This is a genomic window from Sphingobium sp. WR1 (genome assembly GCF_059693745.1).
The window spans coordinates 150677-170785 of sequence record NZ_JCATID010000006.1; the positions used below are offsets into that span (position 1 = coordinate 150677).

Sequence of the window (20109 nt, forward strand, 5' to 3'; positions counted from 1 at the left end):
AGGCCTTTCATGACCCTTTCCCCCCAGTCGCGTTCCTCTCTGCCGCGCCGTCTGTCCCTGCTGGTCGGCCTGTCCGCGCTCGCCCTGATGCCCGCGACCCAGGCCATGGCCCAGAGTGCGAATGCCAGCGCCACCGCGAGCGTGGCGCCCGCGCCGCTCTCCAGCCTCGTGGCGAAGGTCGACATTCCCTATGAGGAGTTCCGCCTGCCCAACGGGCTGCGCGTGATCGTCCATACCGACCGCAAGGCGCCGGTGGTGGCGGTGTCGATCTGGTATCATGTCGGCTCCCGCTTCGAACCGGCGGGCAAGACCGGCTTTGCCCATCTGTTCGAGCATCTGATGTTCTACGGATCGGAAAATGCCGACGGTCCCTTCTTCGGGCGGTTGGAGGATATCGGCGCGACCGACTGGAACGGCACAACCTGGTTCGACCGCACCAATTATTTCGAGACGGTGCCGACCGGCGCGCTCGACCGGGCGCTGTTTCTGGAATCGGATCGCATGGGCCATCTGCTGGGTGCGGTGACGCAGACCAAGCTCGATACCCAGCGCGGCGTCGTGCAGAATGAAAAGCGCATGGGCGAGAACGAGCCTTATGGCCTGGTCGAATATGCCCAGCTCGCCGCGCTGATGCCCGAAGGCCATCCCTATCGCCACTCCACCATCGGATCGATGGCGGACCTGAATGGCGCGAGCCTGGCCGACGTCCAAAACTGGTTCAAGACCCATTATGGTCCCAATAATGCCGTGCTGGTGCTGGCGGGCGATATCGATGTCGCGACCGCCAAGGCCAAGGTCGGCAAATGGTTCGGCAACATCCCCGCTGGTCCCGCGCCCAAGGATGTGGACGCGACCGTCCCGACCTTGGCGAAGGATGCCGAAGTGGTGATGCACGACAATGTCGCCGCGACCCGCCTCTATCGCAACTGGGTGGTGCCGGGCGTCAACTCGGCGGACCTGCAACAGCTCGACCTCGCCATGACCGTCTTTGGCGGTCTCGGTTCCTCCCGGCTCGACAATGCGCTGGTGCGCGACGAGAAGGTCGCGGTCGCCGTCAAGGCCAGCATCCAGCCGTTCGAGAAATTGAGCCTGGCCGAGATCACGGTCGACGTGAAGCCGGGCGCGGACCCGGTGGCGGTGGGCAAACGGCTCGACCAGCTGCTCGCCGACTATCTCGCCAAGGGACCGACCGCCGACGAGGTGCTGCGCGCCGCCACCAGCCAGGCGTCGGGCACGATTTCGGGTCTGGAGAAGGTCGGCGGCTTTTCGGGCAAGGCGGTGACTTTGGCCGAGGGCGCGGTCTATTCCGACGATCCGGGCAAATATAAGAAGGATCTGGCCGTCTATGCCGGTGCGACGCCGCAGAGCGTGGCGGCGGCTGCGCGCAAATGGCTGGGCCGGCCGGTGCTGCGCCTGACGGTCGCGCCGGGCGAACGCAGCGCGGCGGACAATGCGCTGGCGGGCAATGCGAAGGCGGGTGGGGCGACGCACCAACCGGCCTTCTTCCGCAATCCCGATGCGCCGGCGCCAGCCGCCGCGACGCCGCCGGCGAAGATTGCCGAGCCGGCGATCGAGCCGGTCAAGGATCTGGATTTCCCCGATGTCGAACATGCGACGCTGAAGAACGGCATCAAGGTCGTGTTCGCGCAGCGCACCGCCGTTCCGACCTTGCGCGTCTCGGTCGCCTTCGACGCGGGCAATGCCGCTGACGACAAGGCGAAGCTGGGGACGGCGGGCCTCGCCACCGCGCTGCTGGACGAAGGCACGACGACCCGGTCGTCGGTGCAGATCGCCGAGGAGCAGGAGCGTCTGGGCGCGTCGATCAGCGCGGGCAACAGCATGGACCGCACCAATGTCGGGCTGTTCGCGCTCAAGCCTAATCTCGACGCATCGCTGGGCCTGCTGGCCGATGTGATCCGCAACCCCGCCTTCGCGCCGGCCGAGGTGGAGCGGCTGCGCGGGCAGGTGCTGACCCGGATCAAGGCGGAAAAGACCGAGCCGATGGCGATCGCCCAGCGCATGTTGCCGCCCTTGCTCTATGGGCAGGCGCATCCCTATGGCATTCCCTTCACCGGGTCGGGCACCGAAAGCGGGGTCAAGGCGGTGACGCGGGCGGACCTCACTGCTTTCCATGACAAGTGGCTGCGGCCGGACAATGCGACCATCTTCGTCGCGGGCGACACGACGCTGGCCGAGCTGCTGCCGCTGCTGGAAAAGCGTTTCGGCGACTGGAAGGCGCCGGCGGTGGCGAAGGGCGCCAAGCTGTTCCGCATGGACCGGATGATGCGCCCGGCAAAGATCGTGCTGATCGACAAGCCGCAAAGCCCGCAGTCGATGATCCTGGCCGGGGCGCTGACCAGCAAGGCGGGGACGGACAATCCGGTCACGCTGCAGACCGCCAATGAAGTGCTGGGCGGCAGCACCACGTCGCGCCTGACCATGGACCTGCGCGAGACGAAAGGCTGGGCCTATGGCGCGGGCACGGCGCTGCCGGGCGTCAAGGAAACGATCCCGCTGCTGGTCTATGCCCCGGTCCAGACCGACAAGACGGGCGAATCGATCGTCGCCGCGCGGCAGGACATCAAGGACTATCTGACGACCAAGGGCACCACCGAGGCGGAACGCAACCAGACGATCAACAGCCAGATACTGTCGCTGCCCGGCAGCTTCGAAACTTCGTCGGACCTGCTGAGCGCGATGATGCGCAACGACCTGATCGGCCGGCCCGACGATTATTACGAGACGCTGCCCAAGACCTATCGCGCCATGACGGCGGCGGACTTCGACAAGGCCGCGCGCGAGGCGATCAACCCCGACCGGCTGATCTGGGTCGTGGTGGGCGATGCGAAACTGGTGCGGCCGCAGCTTGACGCGGTGGGCCTGCCGGTGGAAATGGGAACGCTCGCTGATTGACGCGAACGTAAAGGAGAATGGATATGGCTGTAGTGGATGGCGCCTATGACTGCGTGGCCAAGACGCCGATGGGCGACCAGAAGGGTGTGTTTACCGTCATCAGCAGCGGCGATCGCTTCAACGGGACCTTCGCCGGCATGATGGGGTCGCTGGACGTGGTCGACGGCAAGGTCGACGGCGCGAAGCTGACATGGAAGATGGAAATGACCATGCCCATGCCGATGACGCTGGAATGCGAGGCCGAAGTGGCGGGCGACGCCATCACCGGCACGATGCAGCTGGGCGCGTTCGGCGCGTCGGCGTTCAACGGCACGCGGCGGGCCTGACCTTGGTTCGGGCGCGGTCGAGAGGTTCGATCGCGCCCGGTCCGGTTGCATCCTTTGCAAACAGGACAGCGAAATAGACAATCAGCAGCAATATTGATAAATTCCATTAGTTAGCTATCTAATGGATATGCCCATCACAGAGTCGAAGCGCCTGCTCGCGCATAAAATGGCCCCTGTCGCCCGTGGCTGGCGGCAGCTGGCCGACAGCGCGCTGGCGGAATTAGGCGTGTCGAACAGCGCCGGCTGGTGCCTGATCCATATCGATCGCATCGGCCCGGACGTGCGCCAGGCGGAACTGGCCGAATCGCTCGACATCAGCCAGCCCTCGCTGGTCCGCACGCTCGATCAGTTGCAGGCGGCGGGGCTGGTGGGGCGCTCACCTCATCCCGAGGACCGGCGTTCCAACATCATCGCGCTGACCCCCGCCGGGCAGGAGCTGGTCGGCCAGATCGAGGCGCGGCTGGGCGAGCTGCGCGCCGACCTGCTGCGCGACGTGCCAGACGAGGCGATCGAGATCATGGTCGAGATGCTCGACCTGCTTGCGCGCCGCATCGCCGAACGGCGGAGCCAGATGTGACCCTGCGCGTCTCGAGCGAGAAGTTCGGCGTCCCCGCCGCGCTCTTTTCCCTGAAATGCCTCGCGGCGGCCATGCTGGCGCTGTTCGTGGCGTTCAGCATCGGGCTGGAGCGCCCCTATTGGGCCTTCCTGACCAGCTATATCGTCGCCCAGCCCATGGCCGGCGCGGTGATTTCCAAGGCGCTGTTCCGGGTCGTCGGCACCTTCGTGGGCGCGATATTCTCGGTCGCGATCGTGCCCCCGCTGGTCAATGCGCCCGAACTTCTGTCGCTTGCCATGGCGTCATGGCTGGGCCTGTGCTGTTTCGTGTCGCTGCTCGATCGCACGCCGCGATCCTATATGTTCGTGCTGGCGGGCTATACCGCCTGCCTGATCGTCTTCCCCGACGTCGATACCCCCCAGACCATCTTCACCGTCGCATCGCTGCGCGTGCAGGAGATATTGATCGGCATCCTGTCGGGCAGCCTGGTCCATGGCGTCATCCTGCCCGGATCGATCACCGGCCTGTTGCTGGGCCGGGTCGATGCGATCCTGCGCGACGCCGAGCGCTGGTCGCGCGACGCCATCGCCATCGAGCCGGTGCCGGGGCTGGACGCCGAGCGCCGCCGTCTGGCGCAGGACGTCACCGAACTGCACCAGATGTCGGTGCATCTGCCCTTCGACATCAGCCGCCTCGCGCCGCGCGTGCGCACGGTAAGGGCGTTGCAGGACCAGTTGTCGCTGCTGCTGCCGCTGGGCGCGGCGGTGGAGGACCGACTGGCGCAGCTCAAGGCCGCCAATGGCGGCGTGGTGCCGGCGCGGGTCGAGGCGCTGATCGCCGATGTGCGTCTGTGGCTGGACACGCCTGCGCCCGACAATGCGACCCGCGCTGTGCTGACCCAGCAACTGATCGACCGCTGCCACGCGCTGGAGCCGGAGGCGAGCGCCGCCATGGGCTGGGGCGACATGATGCGGCTCAGCCTCTATGCCCGGCTCGCGTCGCTGATCGCGGTGCATCGCGATTGCCGCGACCTGGCCGACCAGATGGCGACGCACAGCCGCGCCGCCGTGACGCCGCGCGTCGCCGAACTGCTGGAGGGACGGCGCAACCGCGAGATGCACCGTGACCTCGCCGGCGCCGCGCGTGGCGCGTTCGCCGCCTTCATGACCGTGGCCGTGGGCTGCGCCCTGTGGATCGGCAGCGGCTGGAGGGATGGCGGCACGGCGGTGATGCTGGCCGGCGTGTTCCTGGCGCTGTTCGCGGCGTCCGACAATCCGCTGGCCCCGCTCAAGGGCTTCATGATCGGCACGATCGCCGCGTCGGCGCTGGGCGCGGTCTATGGCTATGCGATCATGCCCCGGCTGGACGGTTTCGGGATGCTGGCCATGGCCTATGCGCCGGTGCTGCTGCTGCTGGGCGCGATGATGGCGTCGCCCCGCTGGGCGGGGATCGCGCTGCCGACGCTGCTGGGGCTGGGCAGCCCGGTGCTGCTGTCCGACCGCTATATCAGCGCCTTCGGCTCCTATATCAACGGCGCTGTGGCGCAGATCGTCGGCATCTGGTTCGCGATCATCATGGCCGGACTGCTGCAATCGGCGGGGGTCGAGCGGGCGATCCGCCGCACCCTGCGCGCGGGCTGGGCGGACATCGCCAATCGCGCGACATTGATGTCGCCGCCGGACGTGCGCGGCTGGATCAACCGGATGCTCGACCGCATCGCCTTGCTCGCCCCGCGCCTGGCCGCGACGCGCCGGGACAGCGGCAAGCCGCTCTATGACGCGCTGCGCGACCTGCGCACCGGCGTGGCGATCGGGGAATTGCGGCAATTGCGGTTGGACCTGCCGGTGCAGGAAGGCGGCCCCCTTGCCGATGTGCTGCATGGCGTCAGCCGTCATTATCGCTGGCTCGATCCCGATGCGCCGCAGGCCGCCGACCTCGTGCTGCTGCGCGATATCGACGCGGCGATCGGCGATCTGGCAGCCAATCCGCGCCCGACGATCCGCCGCGAGGCGGTGCTGGGCCTCGTCAGCCTGCGCCGCAACCTGTTCCCGAACGCAGCTGGCTATCGGAGGGCCGTCGCATGACCGGAGAAATTGCCCTCGGCGGCATCTTCATCCCCACCCTTTTGCTGCTGGCGCTGGTGGCGCTGATCCTGGCCTGGGTCGTGACCCGGCTGATCGGCGCGGCCGGCCTCTATCGCTTCCTCGCCTATCGCGCGGCCGTCGACCTCAGTATCTTCATACTGATCCTCGGCGGGCTCGCCATCCTCGTCCCCACCCTTGGAATCCGTTTATGAACCGCCTTATGACCGTGCTGATCCGCAGCGCCGCCACCATCATCCTCGTCGTCGCCGCGACCGCCGTCGCGATCTGGATGTGGAATCATTATGAGCGCAGCCCCTGGACCCGCGACGGGCGCGTGCGCGCCGATGTGGTGCGGGTGACGCCGGACATCAGCGGCCTCGTCACCTCGGTCGCAGTGCGCGACAACCAGCAGGTGAAGGCGGGCGACCTGCTGTTCGTCATCGACACGCCGCGCTATTCGATGGCGCTGGAGGAAGCGAACGCCCGGATCGCCAGCGCACAGGCGACGCTGGGACAGGCGCGGCGCGAGGCGCGGCGCGACACGGCGCTGGGCGATCTGGTCGCGGCGGAGACGCATGAACAGAACCTCGCCAAGGTCGAAACGGCGCAGGCGGCGCTGGCCGAAGCCTATAGCGGGCGCGACGCCGCCGCCCTGAACCTCAAGCGCACGAAGATCGTCGCGTCGGTCAACGGCGTCGTCACCAATCTGGACCTGCATCCGGGCGATTATGTCGGCGCGGGCAGTCAGGCCATGGCGCTGATTGACGGTGATTCCCTGCGGGTCGAGGGCTATTTCGAGGAAACCAAGCTGCCGCTGATCTGCATCGGCGCGCCGGTGACGGTGCGGCTGATGGGCGAGGCGCAGGACGTGCATGGCCGGGTCGAGAGCATCGCCTATGGCATTAATGACGATAGCCGCAGCAATGCGGGCAACCTGCTGCCCTCGGTCGAGCCGACCTTTTCCTGGGTGCGGCTGGCCCAGCGTATTCCGGTGCGGGTGAAGCTGGAGAAGGTGCCGGCGGGGCTGCGGCTGATCAGCGGCCGCACCGCGACGGTGACGGTGCAGCCGGCGGCGAAGGACGCCAGGCCGGGGGACTGCCGCCATGCGTAAGAGCGTCTGGACGCCGCTGCTGGCGCTGAGCCTTGCCGCCTGCGCCACCGCCGGGCCGGACTATCGCCCGCCCGAACAGTCCGCGGCGACCGCCCCGGGGGCGATCGGAGCCTTCCATTCGGCGCAGGGCGCGCAGTTCGCCCAGGCGGAACTACCCGACCATTGGTGGCGGCTCTATGCCGACCCGCAACTCGACGCGCTGGTGGAGCAGGCGCTCAGCGCCAATGCCGATCTGCGGGCCGCTGACGCCAATCTGGAAAAGGCGCAGGCGGTGTTGCAGGAGGCTGAGGCGGGGCGAAAGATCAGCACGTCGATCAGCGGCGGCGAAACCCTGTCGCGTCCGTCGGGCGTCACCCAGCATCTGCCGGGATCGGTCAGCTATGATCTGGGCCTGAGCGCCGCCTATCCGCTGGACCTGAACGGCCGGATCAGGCGGGCGATCGAGGCGAGCGGCGCGGACGTGGAGGCGGTGGCGGCGGCGCGCGATTATGTGCGCGTCGGCGTGGCAGCGGCGACGGCGCAGGCCTATGCGCAGGTGTGCGCGGCCAATTACAACCTGACGATCAACCGCAAGGTGGTGGCGTTGCAGCGGGACACGCTGGACGCGACGCGGCGGCTGGCCAAGGGCGGGCGCGGCACGGCGTTCGACGTCAGCCGGGCGCAGGCGGCGGTGGAGGTGAGCGAAGCGTCGCTTCCCGCCTTCGAAGCGCAGCGGCAGAATGCGCTTTACCTGCTCGCCACGTTGCTGGGGCGTCCGCCGGCCGACTATCCGCGCGCGGTGGAAAGTTGCGCGGCGCTACCGACCCTGGGGCAGCCCTTGCCGGTGGGCGACGGGGCAGCGCTGATCCGGCGGCGGCCGGATATCCGTCAGGCCGAACGGAGCATTGCCGGCGACACGGCGCGGCTGGGCGTCGCGACGGCCGATCTTTATCCGCAGGTCAGCATTGGCGGGTCGATCGGCCTGACCGGGCCGCTCAAGGATTTCGGATCGGGATCATCCTTCGGCTTCAGTCTTGGGCCGCTTTTGAGCTGGAGCTTCCCCAACCGGCCGGTGGTCCGCGCGCGGATCGCACAGGCCGATGCGCAGGTGAAGGCCGATCTGGCCAGCTTCGACGCATCGGTGCTGGAGGCGCTGCGCCAGACCGAGACGGCGCTGGAAACCTATCGCCGCAATGCCGAGCAGGCCGCCGCGCTTGACCGGGCGCGCGACAGCGCGGGCGTGTCGGGGACCCAAGCGGGCAAATTGTTCCGCTTCGGGCGTGGGGATTTCCTCTCGCTGCTCGATGCGCAGCGCAGCCTTGCCAGCGCGGAAGCGTCGGCTGCGGCGGCGCGGGCGCAACTGGTGCAGGACCAGATCGCCATCTTCCTCGCGCTGGGCGGGGGCTGGAACTGATCTTCGCCAGCCGTTCTTTTCGAGCGTTTCTCGACTTCGCTCGAAACGAACGGAGTTTTTTACTGTATCGCGTCGACCAGCGTACGGGGAACGCGCAATAGCGAGCCGTGGCGCGCCCCCGCCGGCATGGCGAGGCGGGCGCTGACATCGTCCCAATGCACCATGTCGCGGGTCATCGCCGCGCCCCAGCGGCCTTCCTTATAGACGTCATAATAGCAGAGGAGCGCATCGCCGATCAGGGCCGTCATCGGCCCTTCGACCCAGGCGGGGGAGAAGGGGCTGGAGAGCGGGCCGAAGGGGCCGGTCGGGCTGTCCGCCTTTGCGAGCTGGAGCCATTTGCGGGGCGGTTCGACCGTCTCGTCCTTGACGATCAGATAGAGCCTCTTGTCCGGGCCGTGGGCGAAGGTGCCGTCGATCACGCTGAAGCCCGGATCATAGAGCGGTTCGGGCCTGGAGAATGTCTCGAAATCGGTCGTGCTGCATCGCCAGAGGCGGTGATTATAGCTGGACTCCGATGTCCCCGCCGTTTCGGTGAAGCGACCGGTGACGGTGCTGGACCAGAAGATGTCATAGCGGCCGGTGCGGGGGTCGCGGATCGCCTCGGGCGCCCAGCAATTGCGGGCGCCGGGAATGTCCCGCATCACCGGGATCGCCCTCTGCCCGGACCAGTGGATCAGGTCCGCGCTGGTGGCATGGCCGATGGTCACGCCCTCCCAGGCGGTGGTCCAGAGCAGATGATAGGTCCGGCCGTCATGGAAGAGGAAGGGATCGCGCAGCAGCTTCTTCTCGCCCACCTGCGGGATGAGGAGGCTGCGACCACCCGCAAGGGTGCGGAAGGCGAAGCCGTCGTCGCTGGCGGCGAGTTTCAGGCCGTCGGCCTCGCCCTGCTTGCCGGTGGTGAAATAGGCGAAGACCAGCGGGTCGTCCCGCCGCACCGTGCGGCCGGTCGCGCGAGCGGCGAGAGACAGAGCGCCAAGGCCGAAGGTGAAGTCGCGGCGTCTCACGGGCGTCACCGCGCGAGCCAACCGCCATCGACGGGGAGGATATGACCGTGGATATAGTCGGCGGCGCTCGATGCCAGGAACATCGCGGCCCCACCAATGTCGCTCGGGTCGCCCCAGCGGCCCGCCGGGATGCGCTCCTGGATCTGGCGGTTGCGGACCTCATCGGCTTGCAGCGCGGCGGTGTTGTTGGTCGCGATATAGCCCGGCGCGATCGCGTTGACGTTGACGCCGCGCGCCGCCCACTCGTTCGCCAGCAGCTTGGTGAGGCCCGCCACGCCGCTCTTGGAGGCGGTGTAGCTCGGCACGCGGATGCCGCCCTGGAAGGACAGGAGCGAGGCGATGTTGATGATCTTGCCCGCGCCTTGCGCCAGCATATGCCGCCCGGCGGCCTGGCAGAGGAAGAAGGTGGATTTGAGATTGGTGTCGATCACCGCGTCCCAGTCCGCCTCGCTGAAGTCGACGCTGTCGGCGCGGCGGATGATTCCGGCATTGTTGATCAGGATGTCGAGGCGTCCGAGCGTGTCCAGCGTCTCGTCGATGATGCGCTGGATCGGTTCGATGCTGGAAAGGTCGGCCGAGACGATCTCCGCCTTGCGGCCCAGCGCACGGACCTGGTCCACGGTGTCGTGCGCGGGGGTGCGGCCGACCGCGGCGATGTCCGCGCCCGCCTGCGCCAGCGACAGCGCAATCGCCTGGCCGATGCCGGTGTTGGCGCCGGTGACGATCGCCACTTTCCCGGCAAGGCTGAAGGGGCCGGTTAGATCGAAGGGGGTGGTCATCTTGCTTCTCTCCAAGAACGAGCCTGTTGTGCATCCTCCCCTGGAGGGGGAGGTGGATGGCCGCAGGCCGGACGGAGGGTGTCACCCTATCGATAGCGGGACACCCCTCCACCACCAGCTTCGCTGGCGGTCCCCCTCCCCTTACAGGGGAGGATTAAGGCTCAGCGCAGCTGGCAGATGTCCAGCACGTTCATGTCGGTATAGTCGAGATTCTCGCCGCCCATCGCCCAGATGAAGGCATAGCTTTTGGTGCCCGACCCCATATGCACCGACCAGGGCGGGGAGATGACCGCTTCCTCATTCTCTATGACGATGTGCCGCATCGCGTCCGGCTCGCCCATATAATGGAAGACGCGGTCGCCGCCCTGAAGATCGAAATAGAGATAGATTTCGCTGCGGCGGTCATGGAGGTGCGGGGGCATGGTGTTCCACACGCTGCCGGTTTCCAGCACCGTGAGGCCCATCAGCAGCTGCGCGCTTTCACACACGCCGGGGATGACCAGCTGGTAGATGGTGCGGTGGTTGGAATTGGCGAGGTCGCCGCGCTCCAGCGGGTTTGCCTGCGCCAGCGTGATCTTTTTGACCGGGCAGGCTTTGTGCGCGGGCAGCGACGCGATGTAGAAGCGGGCTTCCGCGCCTTCGAAGATCACCTCCTTCGTGCCCATGGGGACGTAGAGGCATTCCTTGTTGGCGAGGTCATGGCGCGTGCCGTCGACGGTGATCGCGCCGTCGCCGCCGATATTGACGATGCCCGCCTCGCGCCGCTCCAGAAAGGGATGGCCCGCCGCCGAGGCCGGTTCGGTCTGGTCGGGGAGCTTGAGGCTGCCACCGGCCGGCACCGCGCCGCCGATCACGAACCGTTCATTATGGCTGTAGTTGAGGACGACCTGCCCCTCGACGAACATGCCCCCCACCAGATAGCGGTCGCGCAGGGCTTCATTGTCCACGCACTCCATCATATCCGGGTGCGTCGCGTGATAGGTCTTCTCGAACACAGCTATCTCCTTCGAGGATTTTCTCCTGCTTATAGCGTGAAGGACCGCGAAAGTAAGTCGTTATTCCCGAAATATGGAATGAAGTTCTACCATGCGGTTATTAATCGCCGAGCAGGATAACGTGCAGGAAGCGCGGACCATGGGCGCCCCGGACATAGGTGCCCTCGATATCGGTGGTGCCGGACACTCCGGTGATCCAGTAATGGGCGCGCGGCTGGACGCCCGGCAGCGGGGCGTCCTCCAGCCAGGGGGCGATATCCCTGACCGCCAGCAGCACGATATGATGCAGCGTCAGGAAATTGGGGAGCATCGGCGCGGTTGGGCCGGTTTCGAAGACCAGCGATCCGGTTTCGGCGATCCCCAGCCTGGCGATGGCCAGCGTCGCGGTTTCATCGGGCGCTGCGGACTCATGGACGGTGAAGCCGGTCCAGTCGCAGGCTGTGAGGCGCGGATCGGGCGGCAGGCAGAGGGTGAGCGGTTCGCCCTGCGCCGCCAGATAGCGGGCGATGGCGGCGGGCAGATCCGCCATGGTCGCGATGGCGTCATGGCTGGCGTTGACGCTGGGGAGCGCGAGGCGGGCGAGAAATTCCGCCTCCAGCGCCGATTCGTCCACGACGGGGCGTTCGGGCGCGATCAACAGGGCGTCTGCCTCCGCCCTGATGTCGGCGGGCGCGCCATTCTTAAGGCGAGCGAGAATAAAGTCGCGGGCGCTCATTTACGGCGCTCCTTCTTATATTGAGTCATGAAGGTCTGTGCGGCGGGCTTGGGCATGTCGCGATAACGGGTCCAGCCGCCCGCGAGCGGGAGTTTCCCGATCCAGCCCCGATGGCCGAGCAGCCGCATCGCGCGCACGGCGATGCCCGTGCCGAAACGATAAAGCGCCGGGCGACGGGCGACCCACGTCCAGACGCCGAGGCCAAAGCGCATCGAGGTCGGTTCCAGCCCCTCGCGCCAGCTTTTCTCGCGCCAGCCGCGCAGCAGCGTCGGGAGCGGGATGCGGACGGGGCACACTTCCTGGCATTTGCCGTTGAGGGTGCAGGCATGGGCGAGGTCGCGGTTCCGGGGCAGGCCGTCAAGCACCGGGGTCAGCACCGCGCCCATCGGCCCCGGATAGGTGCCGCCATAGGCATGGCCGCCGATCTGGCGGAAGACGACGCAATGATTCATGCAGGCGCCGCAGCGGATGCAGCGGAGCATCTCCGCCAGCCCCTCCTCGCGCATCTTGGTGCGGCCATTGTCGACCAGGACGATGTGCATTTCCTCCGGCCCGTCGCGGTCCTGCGCGCGCTTCGGCCCGGTGTAGAAGGTCGTATATTGGGTGAGCGCCGCCCCGGTGGCCGAGCGCGCCAGCATCCGTAGCATGTGGATGGCGTGCGGCATGGAGGGCACGATCTTCTCAATCCCCGCGGTCACGATATGGACGCGCGGGGGGACGAGCGAGAGTTCGGCATTGCCTTCATTGGTGACGGTGCAAATGGCGCCCGTGTCCGCGATCAGGAAGTTCGCGCCCGATATGCCGACATCCGCGCCCAGCATCCGGGCGCGCAGTTCGCGCCGGGCGCTTTCGGCCAGGGCGGCGATCGTTTCTTCCTCATGCGGGGTGCGGTGCTTCGCCCTGAAGAGGGCCGACACCTGTTCGCGCGTCTTGTGCATGGCGGGCCAGATGATGTGCGACGGGCGCTCGTCGGCCAGCTGGATGATATGTTCGGCAAGGTCAGTCTCGACCCGGCCGATGCCCGCTTCGGCCAGCGCGTGGGGCAGGCCGATCTCCTCGCCCAGCATCGACTTGGAGCGGGCGACGGTCTTGGCGTTCGCCGCCTTGCAGAGGTCGATGACGATCTTGCAGGCTTCGTCGGCGGTGCTGGCCCAGTGGACCTTTGCCCCGGCGGCGATGGCGTTGGCCTCGAACTGTTCGAGATAGGCGCCCAGATGCGCGACGACATGATCCTTGATCGCGGCGGCGCGGTCGCGGGCGGCCTCGAAATCGGGGAAGGCGGCTACGGCCGCACTGCGCTTGGCCTCGGCCGTTCCGGTCGTGCGTGCGACCGCGGTTTTGAGGATCGGATCGGCGAGCGCGGCGGCGGCGCGCTGCTTGAAGGCGCTCATGGTTCCTCCCCGATGGCCGGGCCGTCGCCCATGCCCGCGATCAGCTCGATGGCGTGATAGGCGCGGACCTTGCTGCCCTTGCGGTTGAGCTTGCCCGCCATGTTCATCAGGCAGCCAAGATCACCCGCCAGCAGCAGGTCGGCGCCGGTGGCGTCGATGGCGTCGGCCTTCTCCCCGACGATGGCGTTGGAGATGGCGGGATATTTGACGCAGAAGGTGCCGCCGAAGCCGCAGCATGTCTCCTCGCCCTGGAGCGGGGTGAGGGACAGGCCGTCGATATGTTTGAGCAGGCGGCGCGGCTGGGCCTTGATGCCGAGTTCACGCAGCCCTGAGCAACTGTCATGATAGGTGGCTTTCGCGTCGACGCTCACGCCCTCGGGTTTCCAGCCGCACACTTCGTCCAGCCAGGCCATGATCTCGAAGGTCTTTGCCGCCACCGCCTGCGCGCGGGGAAGCCAGTTGGGGTCATGCTCGAAAATTTCGGGATAGTGGCAGCGGATCGTCCCCGCGCAGGAGCCGGAGGGGACGACGATCGCGTCATAGGGTTCGAGCGCTGCGATCGTCTGCTTCGCCAGCGCGGCGGCATGGTCCCGGTCGCCGCTGTTGAGCGCGGGCTGGCCGCAGCAGGTCTGGCCTTCGGGCACGATCACGTCGCATCCCGCCGCCTCCAGCGCGCGGATCGCGGCGAAGCCAATGCGCGGGCGCATGACATCGACCAGGCAGGTGACGAAGAGGGCGACGTTTCGGGTCATAATGTGTGGCGTTTCGCGAAGGAGAGGAAGAGGTCGGGCCAGCGCGCCGGCGCCGCCGGTTCGGGGACGAGGCCAAAGCCATGGCCGCCATTTTCGAACAGATGGCATTCGGCCGGTATGCCCTTGGCCCGCAGCGCCGCCAGCATGGACAGGCTGTTTTCGGGCGGCACCACCTTGTCGTCCAGCGCATGGGCAAGGAAGACGGGCGGCGTTTGCGCGCTCACGTCCCGATCGAGCGAAAGGCTGCGCATTCTCTCCGGCGAAGGGATCGCGCCCAGAAGCTGGGTGCGCGATCCGGCATGGACGAACGGCCCCTCCATCTGGATCACCGGATAGATATAGGCGGCGAGCGCCGCCCGGATCGGTTCGCGGTCGGTAGCGTCGACGGGCTTGTAAGTCTCCGCCTGCGTGCGGCTGGTGAGCCAGGCGGCGAGATGGCCGCCGGCGGAAAAGCCCATTACCCCGATCCGGTTGGCGTCGAACTTCTCCTTCGGCGCGAGCGCGCGGACCAGGCGCAGCGCGCGCTGCGCATCCTGCAAGGGCGCTTCGGGTCCGGCCGCCCAGCCGTCGCCGGGCAGGCGGTAGAGCAGCACGAAGCAGACATAGCCCGCCTGCGCGAAACGGCGGGCGAGGCTGTAGCCTTCATGGCCGATCGCGACGCGCAGATAGCCGCCGCCCGGAATGAACAGCATCGCCGCGCCATTGGGTTTCGCCGGGCGCAGCATGGTGAGGGTGGGTGTGACGATATGGGCGAAGACGCCGTCGTCGGGGCCGCTGTCGGGGCGGCGCAGCGTCTCCACTTCCTGCACATGGACAATCTCGCCGCCCGGCGCCTTGCCAGGCCAGATCGGGAACCGCTCGAACCCTTGCGGCAGGGGGAAGCTCTGGGCCAGCGCAGCAGTGGCGGGCGCCATGGCGGCGGTCAGGACCGCGCCGGTCAGCAGGGTGCGGCGATCGAGAAAGGTCATTGGCAGCTCGTCTTTCCCAGTGGCGTGGTGCATGTGGGGAGCGGCGCGGCCAGAGCGGCGAGGGTGGTTGCGATTTTCAGGGCGATCCCCATGCGTGACTTTCCGCTTTGTCCCATTTTTCGTCATCCCCGCGAAGGCGGGATCTTCCGTCATATCTCCAGGCGCAACGTTCGGAGATGGATTCCCGCCTTCGCGGGAATGACGAGGTTGGATTTGAGGTCCTATTGCAAATTCACATACATGCCGCCGTCGACCAGCAGCGCGGCGCCGGTGACATAGGCGGCCATGTCCGACGCGAGGAAGACGATCGGCCCGGCCAGATCCTCCGGCGCCCCAAGGCGACCGAGCGGGGTGCGGGCTTCCATATATTGGCGCTTCTCGACATCGGCCAGGTCGTCCTTGTTGATTTCAGTCAGGATGGTGCCGGGCAGGACGCTGTTGCAGCGTATGCCATGCTTGCCCAGCGCGATCGCCGTGGACTGCATCAGCGAATGCACGCCCGCCTTGGTCGGGGTATAGTGGGTCTGATATTCGCCGCCGACGAGGGCCGAGATGGACGAGACGGCGACGATCGAGCCGCCATGGCCCTGCTTCACCATCTGCTGGGCGGCGGCCTGCACCATATAATAGGCGCCGTGCAGATTCACTTTGAAGGTGCGCTCCACCACGTCGACCGGCATGTCGAGGAAGGCGTGGAAGGGGCAGATGCCCGCATTGCTGACCATCACGTCGACCTTGCCGAACGCCTCGACCGCCTTGGCCACGAAATCCTGCGCGGTCTGCGGGTCGGCGACGTCGCCTTTCACCGCGATGGCGCGCTGGCCGAGCGCCTCGATCTCCGCCACGCAACTGGTGGCCGGGCCGTCGCTATGGGCATAGTTGATGGCGACATCGGCGCCATGCCGGGCGGCGCCGATGGCGGCGGCGCGGCCGATGCCGGTCGATGCGCCGGTGATGAGGACGGTCTTGCCTTCAAGCAGCTTCATGGATCAGGCTTTCCTTGATTTGATGATTTTGAGACGTGAGCGAACGACAATCCTCCCCTGACAGGGGAGGTGGCAGGGCGAAGCCCTGACGGAGGGGTGTCCCGCTCTCGACAGGGCGACACCCCTCCACCACCAGCTTCGCTGGCGGCCCCCCTCCCCCAATGGGGGAGGATCTTCGGGAGGAGGCGAGCCAGGTCATGCCTCTAGCGCCGCACCGGGCGGCGGGGGGATTTGACGCCGGGGGTCCAGCCCAGATCGGCGCTGATCCTGTGGGCGGCGTCGCGAACCGCCTCGCTCAGCACCTGCATCCGCGCATCGTCCATATATTGGGCGGCGCTCGACAGGCTGATGGCGGCGACGATCGCGCCCGATGCGTCGCGAATCGGAGCGGCGACGCAGCGTATCTGGTCCTCATTTTCCTCCAGGTCGAAGGAACGCCCCGCCGCCACATAGCCGCGCATCCGCTCCAGCCATATGTCATAGGCGATGGGATGGGTGCCGGCGGCCTGGTCGGCATCGAACAGGCGATGCCAATTGGCTTCGGGATCGTCGAGCAGCAGCGCCTTGCCCAGACCCGTGGAGGTCAGCGGCTGGCGGTCGCCGATCCGGCTGGAGATTTCGACCCGGCGGCGGCCGGGAATCTTGTCGAGATAGAGCGCATGGTCGCCGTCCAGCCGGCCCAGATGCACCACATCCTCGCTGACGGCGGCGAGCGTTTCGAGATGGGGGCGGGCGATCTGCACCACGTCCGCCTGGCTCTGCGCCAGAAAGCCGAGCTGGAGCAGCTTCGGCCCCAGCTGATAGCCCTCGCGCAGGAGGAAGGTGAGGAAGCCGCGCTCCACCAGCGCGTTGGCGAGGCGGTGTGTGGTCGACCGGGTCAGTCCCATGCGTTCGGACAGTTCAGCCAGCTTGATCGGACCGTCGATCACCTGATCCAGCAGGTCCAGCCCCCGTTGCAGGGTCTGCGACCCCGACGCCTTGGCCGTCTCCGCTTTCTCCGGCGCCTGCACCATTGCCTCTCCCTCTCCTGATTCCCGGCTCAATTCAGGGTTTGACGATTTCTGTCTCATCTACTAATACTCTATCCCACAAAATGAGAAAAACAAGGGTGAAGGAGGGGCGACATGATAGTTTCCGATCGCGCCGGTCCCTCCCATCTCGCCCGGCATATTGCGAGTTTGACCATATATTGGAAGTATTGGCCGCTGTTTCCCACAATTTGGACAGCGGGCAGGCTCAAGGAGTGAGTGCGTGCCGATCGTGACCTTGCCGAAGATCAAATATGTCCGGGCCTTCACCGTGCGGGGGGGCGGCGCCGACTATCATGACCAGGGCGAAGGCCACTGGATCGACGATCACATCGCGACGCCGATGTCGCGCTATCCCGAATATCGTCAGTCGCGGCAGAGCTTCGGCATCAACGTCCTGGGCACTTTGGTGGTGGAGATCGAGGCGGAGGACGGAACTGTCGGTTTCGCTGTCACGACCGGCGGCGAACCGGCCGCCTATATCGTCGAAAAGCATCTCGCCCGTTTCCTCGAAGGCCGCTCGCCGACCGATTATGAGAAAATCTGGGACCAGATGTATTTTTCGACCCAATATTATGGGCGCAAGGGCCTGGTCGTGAACGCGATTTCCGGTGTCGACCTGGCCTTGTGGGATCTGCTGGGCAAGCTGCGGCAGGAGCCGGTCTATCATCTGCTGGGCGGCGCGGTGCGCGACGAGCTGCAATTTTACGCCACCGGCGCGCGGCCCGACAAGGCGAAGCAATTCGGCTTCATCGGCGGCAAGATGCCGCTGCACCATGGCCCGGCGGAAGGAATCGAGGGCCTCAAGAAGAATATCGACGAACTGGCCGACATGCGGTCCAAGGTGGGTGATGATTTCTGGCTGATGTGGGACTGCTGGATGGCGCTGGACGTCGACTATGCGACCCGGCTCGCCATCGCCGCCCATGAGCTTGGCCTCAAATGGATCGAGGAGGCGATCAGCCCGGACGATTATTGGGGCTATGCCGCATTGAAGCGCAACGTGCCCAAGGGGATGCTGGTCACGACCGGCGAGCATGAGGCGACCCGCTGGGGCTTTCGCATGTTGCTGGAAATGGATTGCTGCGACATCATCCAGCCCGATGTCGGCTGGTGCGGCGGCGTCACCGAACTGCTCAAGATCAGCGCGCTGGCCGATGCCCATGGCAAGATGGTCGTGCCGCACGGATCGTCGGTCTACAGCTATCATTTCGTCATCACCCGCCACAATTCGCCTTTCGCCGAATATCTGATGATGCACCCCGGCCCGACGGAGGTGGTGCCGATGTTCCACCCGCAGCTGATCGGCGAGCCGGTGCCGGAAAATGGCCGGCTGAAGGTCGGCGCGCTCGATGCGCCGGGCTTCGGCGTCGAACTCAATCGCGATATCGCGATGCACCGCCCCTACACCCATTGATTGCCTGAAGAGAGAATAGACCCATGAAATTCTGCCGTTTCGGCCAGCGTGGCCAGGAAAAGCCCGGTGTCATCGACAGCGAAGGCAAGATTCGCGACCTGTCCGCGGTCGTCCCCGAACTGACGATCGCGACCCTCGCCACGGCAAAGGGCGCGGACGTCGACACACTTCCGGTGGTCGAAGGCGATCCGCGCTATGGCGTGCCGGTCAAGGGCATCGGCAAGATCGTCGCCATCGGCCTCAACTATGAGGACCATGCGATCGAATCCAACCTGCCGATCCCGACCGAGCCGGTGATGTTCATGAAGGCGCTGTCCTCGCTCAACGGCCCGAATGACGAGGTGATGCTGCCCAAGGGGTCGACCCATGGCGACTGGGAAGTCGAGCTGGGCGTGGTGATCGGCGAAACCTGCCGCTATGTGCCGGAGGAAGAGGCGCTGTCCAAGGTCGCCGGCTATGTCCTCGTCAACGATGTGTCGGAACGCTTCAACCAGAAGCAGCGCGGCACCCAGTGGAGCAAGGGCAAGGGCCATGACAGCTTCTGCCCGGTCGGCCCCTGGCTGGTCACGGCGGACGAGGTGGGCGATCCGCAGAATCTGGACATGCATCTCGATATCAATGGTGAGCGGATGCAGACCGGCAACACGAAGACGATGATCTTCAATGTCGCCCAGCTCATTGCCTATGTCAGCGAATATATCACCCTTTATCCGGGCGACCTGATGATCACCGGCACCCCGCCGGGCGTGGGCGAGGGCAAGAAGCCCAATGCCATCTATCTGAAGGCCGGCGACGTCATGGAACTGGGCATCGCGAAGCTGGGCACACAGAAGCAGCAGGTCGTGGCATGGCGTCACCTGGGCGACGAGGTGCTGGGATGAGTGTCTACGCCGGTCGCTATGACGGTCGCTGCGCCATCGTCACTGGCGGCGCGTCGGGCCTGGGGAAGCAGGTAGCGGCGCGCATCGTGGTGGAGGGGGGCAAGGTGGTCCTGTGGGACCTCAATGCCGAAACCCTCGCCGCCGCCAGGGAGGAGGTCGGCGCGGTCCATGCGGTCGCGCTTGACGTGTCGGATCAGGCGGCGGTGGCCGCCGCCGCGAAGGAAAGCGCGCAGGCGCTGGGCAAGATCGACGTCCTCGTCTGCTCGGCCGGCATCACCGGCGCGACCGCCACGGTGTGGGACTATCCGGTCGACAGTTGGCAGCGGGTGATCGACATCAACCTGAACGGCCTCTTCTACTGCAACCGGGAAGTCGTGCCGTTCATGCTGCAAAATGGCTATGGCCGGATCGTCAACCTGGCATCGGTCGCGGGCAAGGAAGGGAATCCCAACGCCAGCGCCTATTCGGCCAGCAAGGCAGGCGTGATCGGCCTGACCAAGAGCATCGGCAAGGAACTGGCGGGCAAGGGGGTGATTGCCAACGCGCTCACCCCCGCCACCTTCGAAAGCCCGATCCTCGACCAACTCCCCCAGAGCCAGGTCGACTATATGCGATCGAAGATTCCGATGGGCCGCCTCGGCCTGGTCGAGGAATCAGTCGCGATGGTCTGCTTCATGGCCAGCGAGGAATGCAGCTTCACCACGGCGTCGACCTTCGACACGTCGGGCGGGCGCACGACCTTCTGACAAGTTGCGCGGCGCGACCGGCCACTCAAGAGCCGGAGTGCCGCAAGTAATCCTCACCCTATCC

19 protein-coding genes are annotated in these 20109 nt (G+C 66.4%); 10 read left to right on the top strand and 9 right to left on the bottom strand.

The genetic code is table 11. From position 1 onward, the window contains the following. Nucleotides 1–9 precede the first annotated feature (9 nt). From AC58EF_RS10055 to AC58EF_RS10085, 7 genes are all read left to right on the top strand, one after another. Nucleotides 10–2913 carry a M16 family metallopeptidase gene (locus tag AC58EF_RS10055; protein WP_497275990.1) on the top strand — a complete coding sequence of 968 codons (2904 nt, stop codon included), beginning with the start codon at nt 10–12 and terminating at the stop codon, nt 2911–2913. Between the two features lie 23 nt (nt 2914–2936). After that, nucleotides 2937–3239: a hypothetical protein gene (locus AC58EF_RS10060; RefSeq protein ID WP_497275991.1), complete on the top strand. Its 303-nt coding sequence runs from the start codon at nt 2937–2939 to the stop codon at nt 3237–3239. Between the two features lie 127 nt (nt 3240–3366). Further along, nucleotides 3367–3816, top strand: a complete 450-nt coding sequence (locus AC58EF_RS10065) for a MarR family winged helix-turn-helix transcriptional regulator (RefSeq protein WP_497275992.1) — start codon at nt 3367–3369, stop codon at nt 3814–3816. After that, nucleotides 3813–5879 carry an FUSC family protein gene (locus AC58EF_RS10070; RefSeq protein WP_497275993.1) on the top strand — a complete coding sequence of 689 codons (2067 nt, stop codon included), beginning with the start codon at nt 3813–3815 and terminating at the stop codon, nt 5877–5879. The genes AC58EF_RS10065 and AC58EF_RS10070 overlap by 4 nt, the downstream gene beginning before the upstream one ends. Beyond that, nucleotides 5876–6091, top strand: coding sequence for a DUF1656 domain-containing protein (locus AC58EF_RS10075; RefSeq protein ID WP_497275994.1), 216 nt, complete (start codon nt 5876–5878; stop codon nt 6089–6091). Before AC58EF_RS10070 ends, AC58EF_RS10075 begins: the two co-directional genes overlap by 4 nt. Beyond that, complete coding sequence (locus AC58EF_RS10080; protein WP_497275995.1) at nt 6088–6990, top strand: efflux RND transporter periplasmic adaptor subunit; 903 nt, start codon at nt 6088–6090, stop codon at nt 6988–6990. Before AC58EF_RS10075 ends, AC58EF_RS10080 begins: the two co-directional genes overlap by 4 nt. After that, the gene (locus AC58EF_RS10085; protein WP_497275996.1) at nt 6983–8383 is read left to right on the top strand and encodes an efflux transporter outer membrane subunit; all 1401 of its coding nucleotides are present in this window, start codon (nt 6983–6985) and stop codon (nt 8381–8383) included. The genes AC58EF_RS10080 and AC58EF_RS10085 overlap by 8 nt, the downstream gene beginning before the upstream one ends. Before the next feature lie 59 nt (nt 8384–8442). On the opposite strand, the gene AC58EF_RS10090 is transcribed toward AC58EF_RS10085, so the two are convergent. The 9 genes from AC58EF_RS10090 to AC58EF_RS10130 all read right to left on the bottom strand — a co-directional run bounded on the left by AC58EF_RS10090 (nt 8443) and on the right by AC58EF_RS10130 (nt 17043). Beyond that, nucleotides 8443–9387, bottom strand: a complete 945-nt coding sequence (locus AC58EF_RS10090; protein WP_497275997.1) for a glycoside hydrolase family 43 protein — start codon at nt 9385–9387, stop codon at nt 8443–8445. Nucleotides 9388–9392: 5 nt separating this feature from the next. Next, a complete protein-coding gene (gene kduD / locus AC58EF_RS10095; protein ID WP_497275998.1) occupies nt 9393–10166 on the bottom strand; it encodes a 2-dehydro-3-deoxy-D-gluconate 5-dehydrogenase KduD in 774 nt (257 codons plus the stop codon). Between the two features lie 161 nt (nt 10167–10327). After that, entirely contained in the window at nt 10328–11161 is an 834-nt protein-coding gene (kduI, locus tag AC58EF_RS10100) for a 5-dehydro-4-deoxy-D-glucuronate isomerase (RefSeq protein WP_497275999.1), read from the bottom strand. Between the two features lie 100 nt (nt 11162–11261). After that, entirely contained in the window at nt 11262–11876 is a 615-nt protein-coding gene (locus tag AC58EF_RS10105; protein ID WP_497276000.1) for a LutC/YkgG family protein, read from the bottom strand. Then, a complete protein-coding gene (locus AC58EF_RS10110; RefSeq protein ID WP_497276001.1) occupies nt 11873–13267 on the bottom strand; it encodes a lactate utilization protein B in 1395 nt (464 codons plus the stop codon). The genes AC58EF_RS10105 and AC58EF_RS10110 overlap by 4 nt, the downstream gene beginning before the upstream one ends. After that, entirely contained in the window at nt 13264–14019 is a 756-nt protein-coding gene (locus AC58EF_RS10115; protein ID WP_497276002.1) for a (Fe-S)-binding protein, read from the bottom strand. The genes AC58EF_RS10110 and AC58EF_RS10115 overlap by 4 nt, the downstream gene beginning before the upstream one ends. Then, nucleotides 14016–14987, bottom strand: a complete 972-nt coding sequence (locus AC58EF_RS10120; RefSeq protein WP_497276003.1) for an alpha/beta hydrolase — start codon at nt 14985–14987, stop codon at nt 14016–14018. The genes AC58EF_RS10115 and AC58EF_RS10120 overlap by 4 nt, the downstream gene beginning before the upstream one ends. Nucleotides 14988–15208: 221 nt before the next feature. Next, nucleotides 15209–15973 carry an L-rhamnose 1-dehydrogenase Lra1 gene (gene lra1, locus AC58EF_RS10125; protein WP_497276004.1) on the bottom strand — a complete coding sequence of 255 codons (765 nt, stop codon included), beginning with the start codon at nt 15971–15973 and terminating at the stop codon, nt 15209–15211. 203 nt (nt 15974–16176) lie between these two features. Then, nucleotides 16177–17043: an IclR family transcriptional regulator gene (locus AC58EF_RS10130; RefSeq protein WP_497276005.1), complete on the bottom strand. Its 867-nt coding sequence runs from the start codon at nt 17041–17043 to the stop codon at nt 16177–16179. A gap of 190 nt (nt 17044–17233) precedes the next feature. Between AC58EF_RS10130 and rhmD the strand changes: the two genes are divergently transcribed. Genes rhmD through AC58EF_RS10145 form a run of 3 tightly spaced genes read left to right on the top strand, consistent with a single transcriptional unit; the run spans nt 17234 to nt 20045 of the window. Beyond that, the gene (rhmD, locus tag AC58EF_RS10135; RefSeq protein ID WP_497276134.1) at nt 17234–18418 is read left to right on the top strand and encodes an L-rhamnonate dehydratase; all 1185 of its coding nucleotides are present in this window, start codon (nt 17234–17236) and stop codon (nt 18416–18418) included. Between the two features lie 23 nt (nt 18419–18441). After that, nucleotides 18442–19299, top strand: coding sequence for a 2,4-didehydro-3-deoxy-L-rhamnonate hydrolase (locus tag AC58EF_RS10140; protein WP_497276006.1), 858 nt, complete (start codon nt 18442–18444; stop codon nt 19297–19299). Further along, nucleotides 19296–20045 (top strand): SDR family NAD(P)-dependent oxidoreductase, encoded by a 750-nt coding sequence (locus AC58EF_RS10145; RefSeq protein ID WP_497276007.1) that lies wholly within the window; start codon nt 19296–19298, stop codon nt 20043–20045. The genes AC58EF_RS10140 and AC58EF_RS10145 overlap by 4 nt, the downstream gene beginning before the upstream one ends. The last annotated feature ends 64 nt before the right edge of the window (nt 20046–20109 follow it).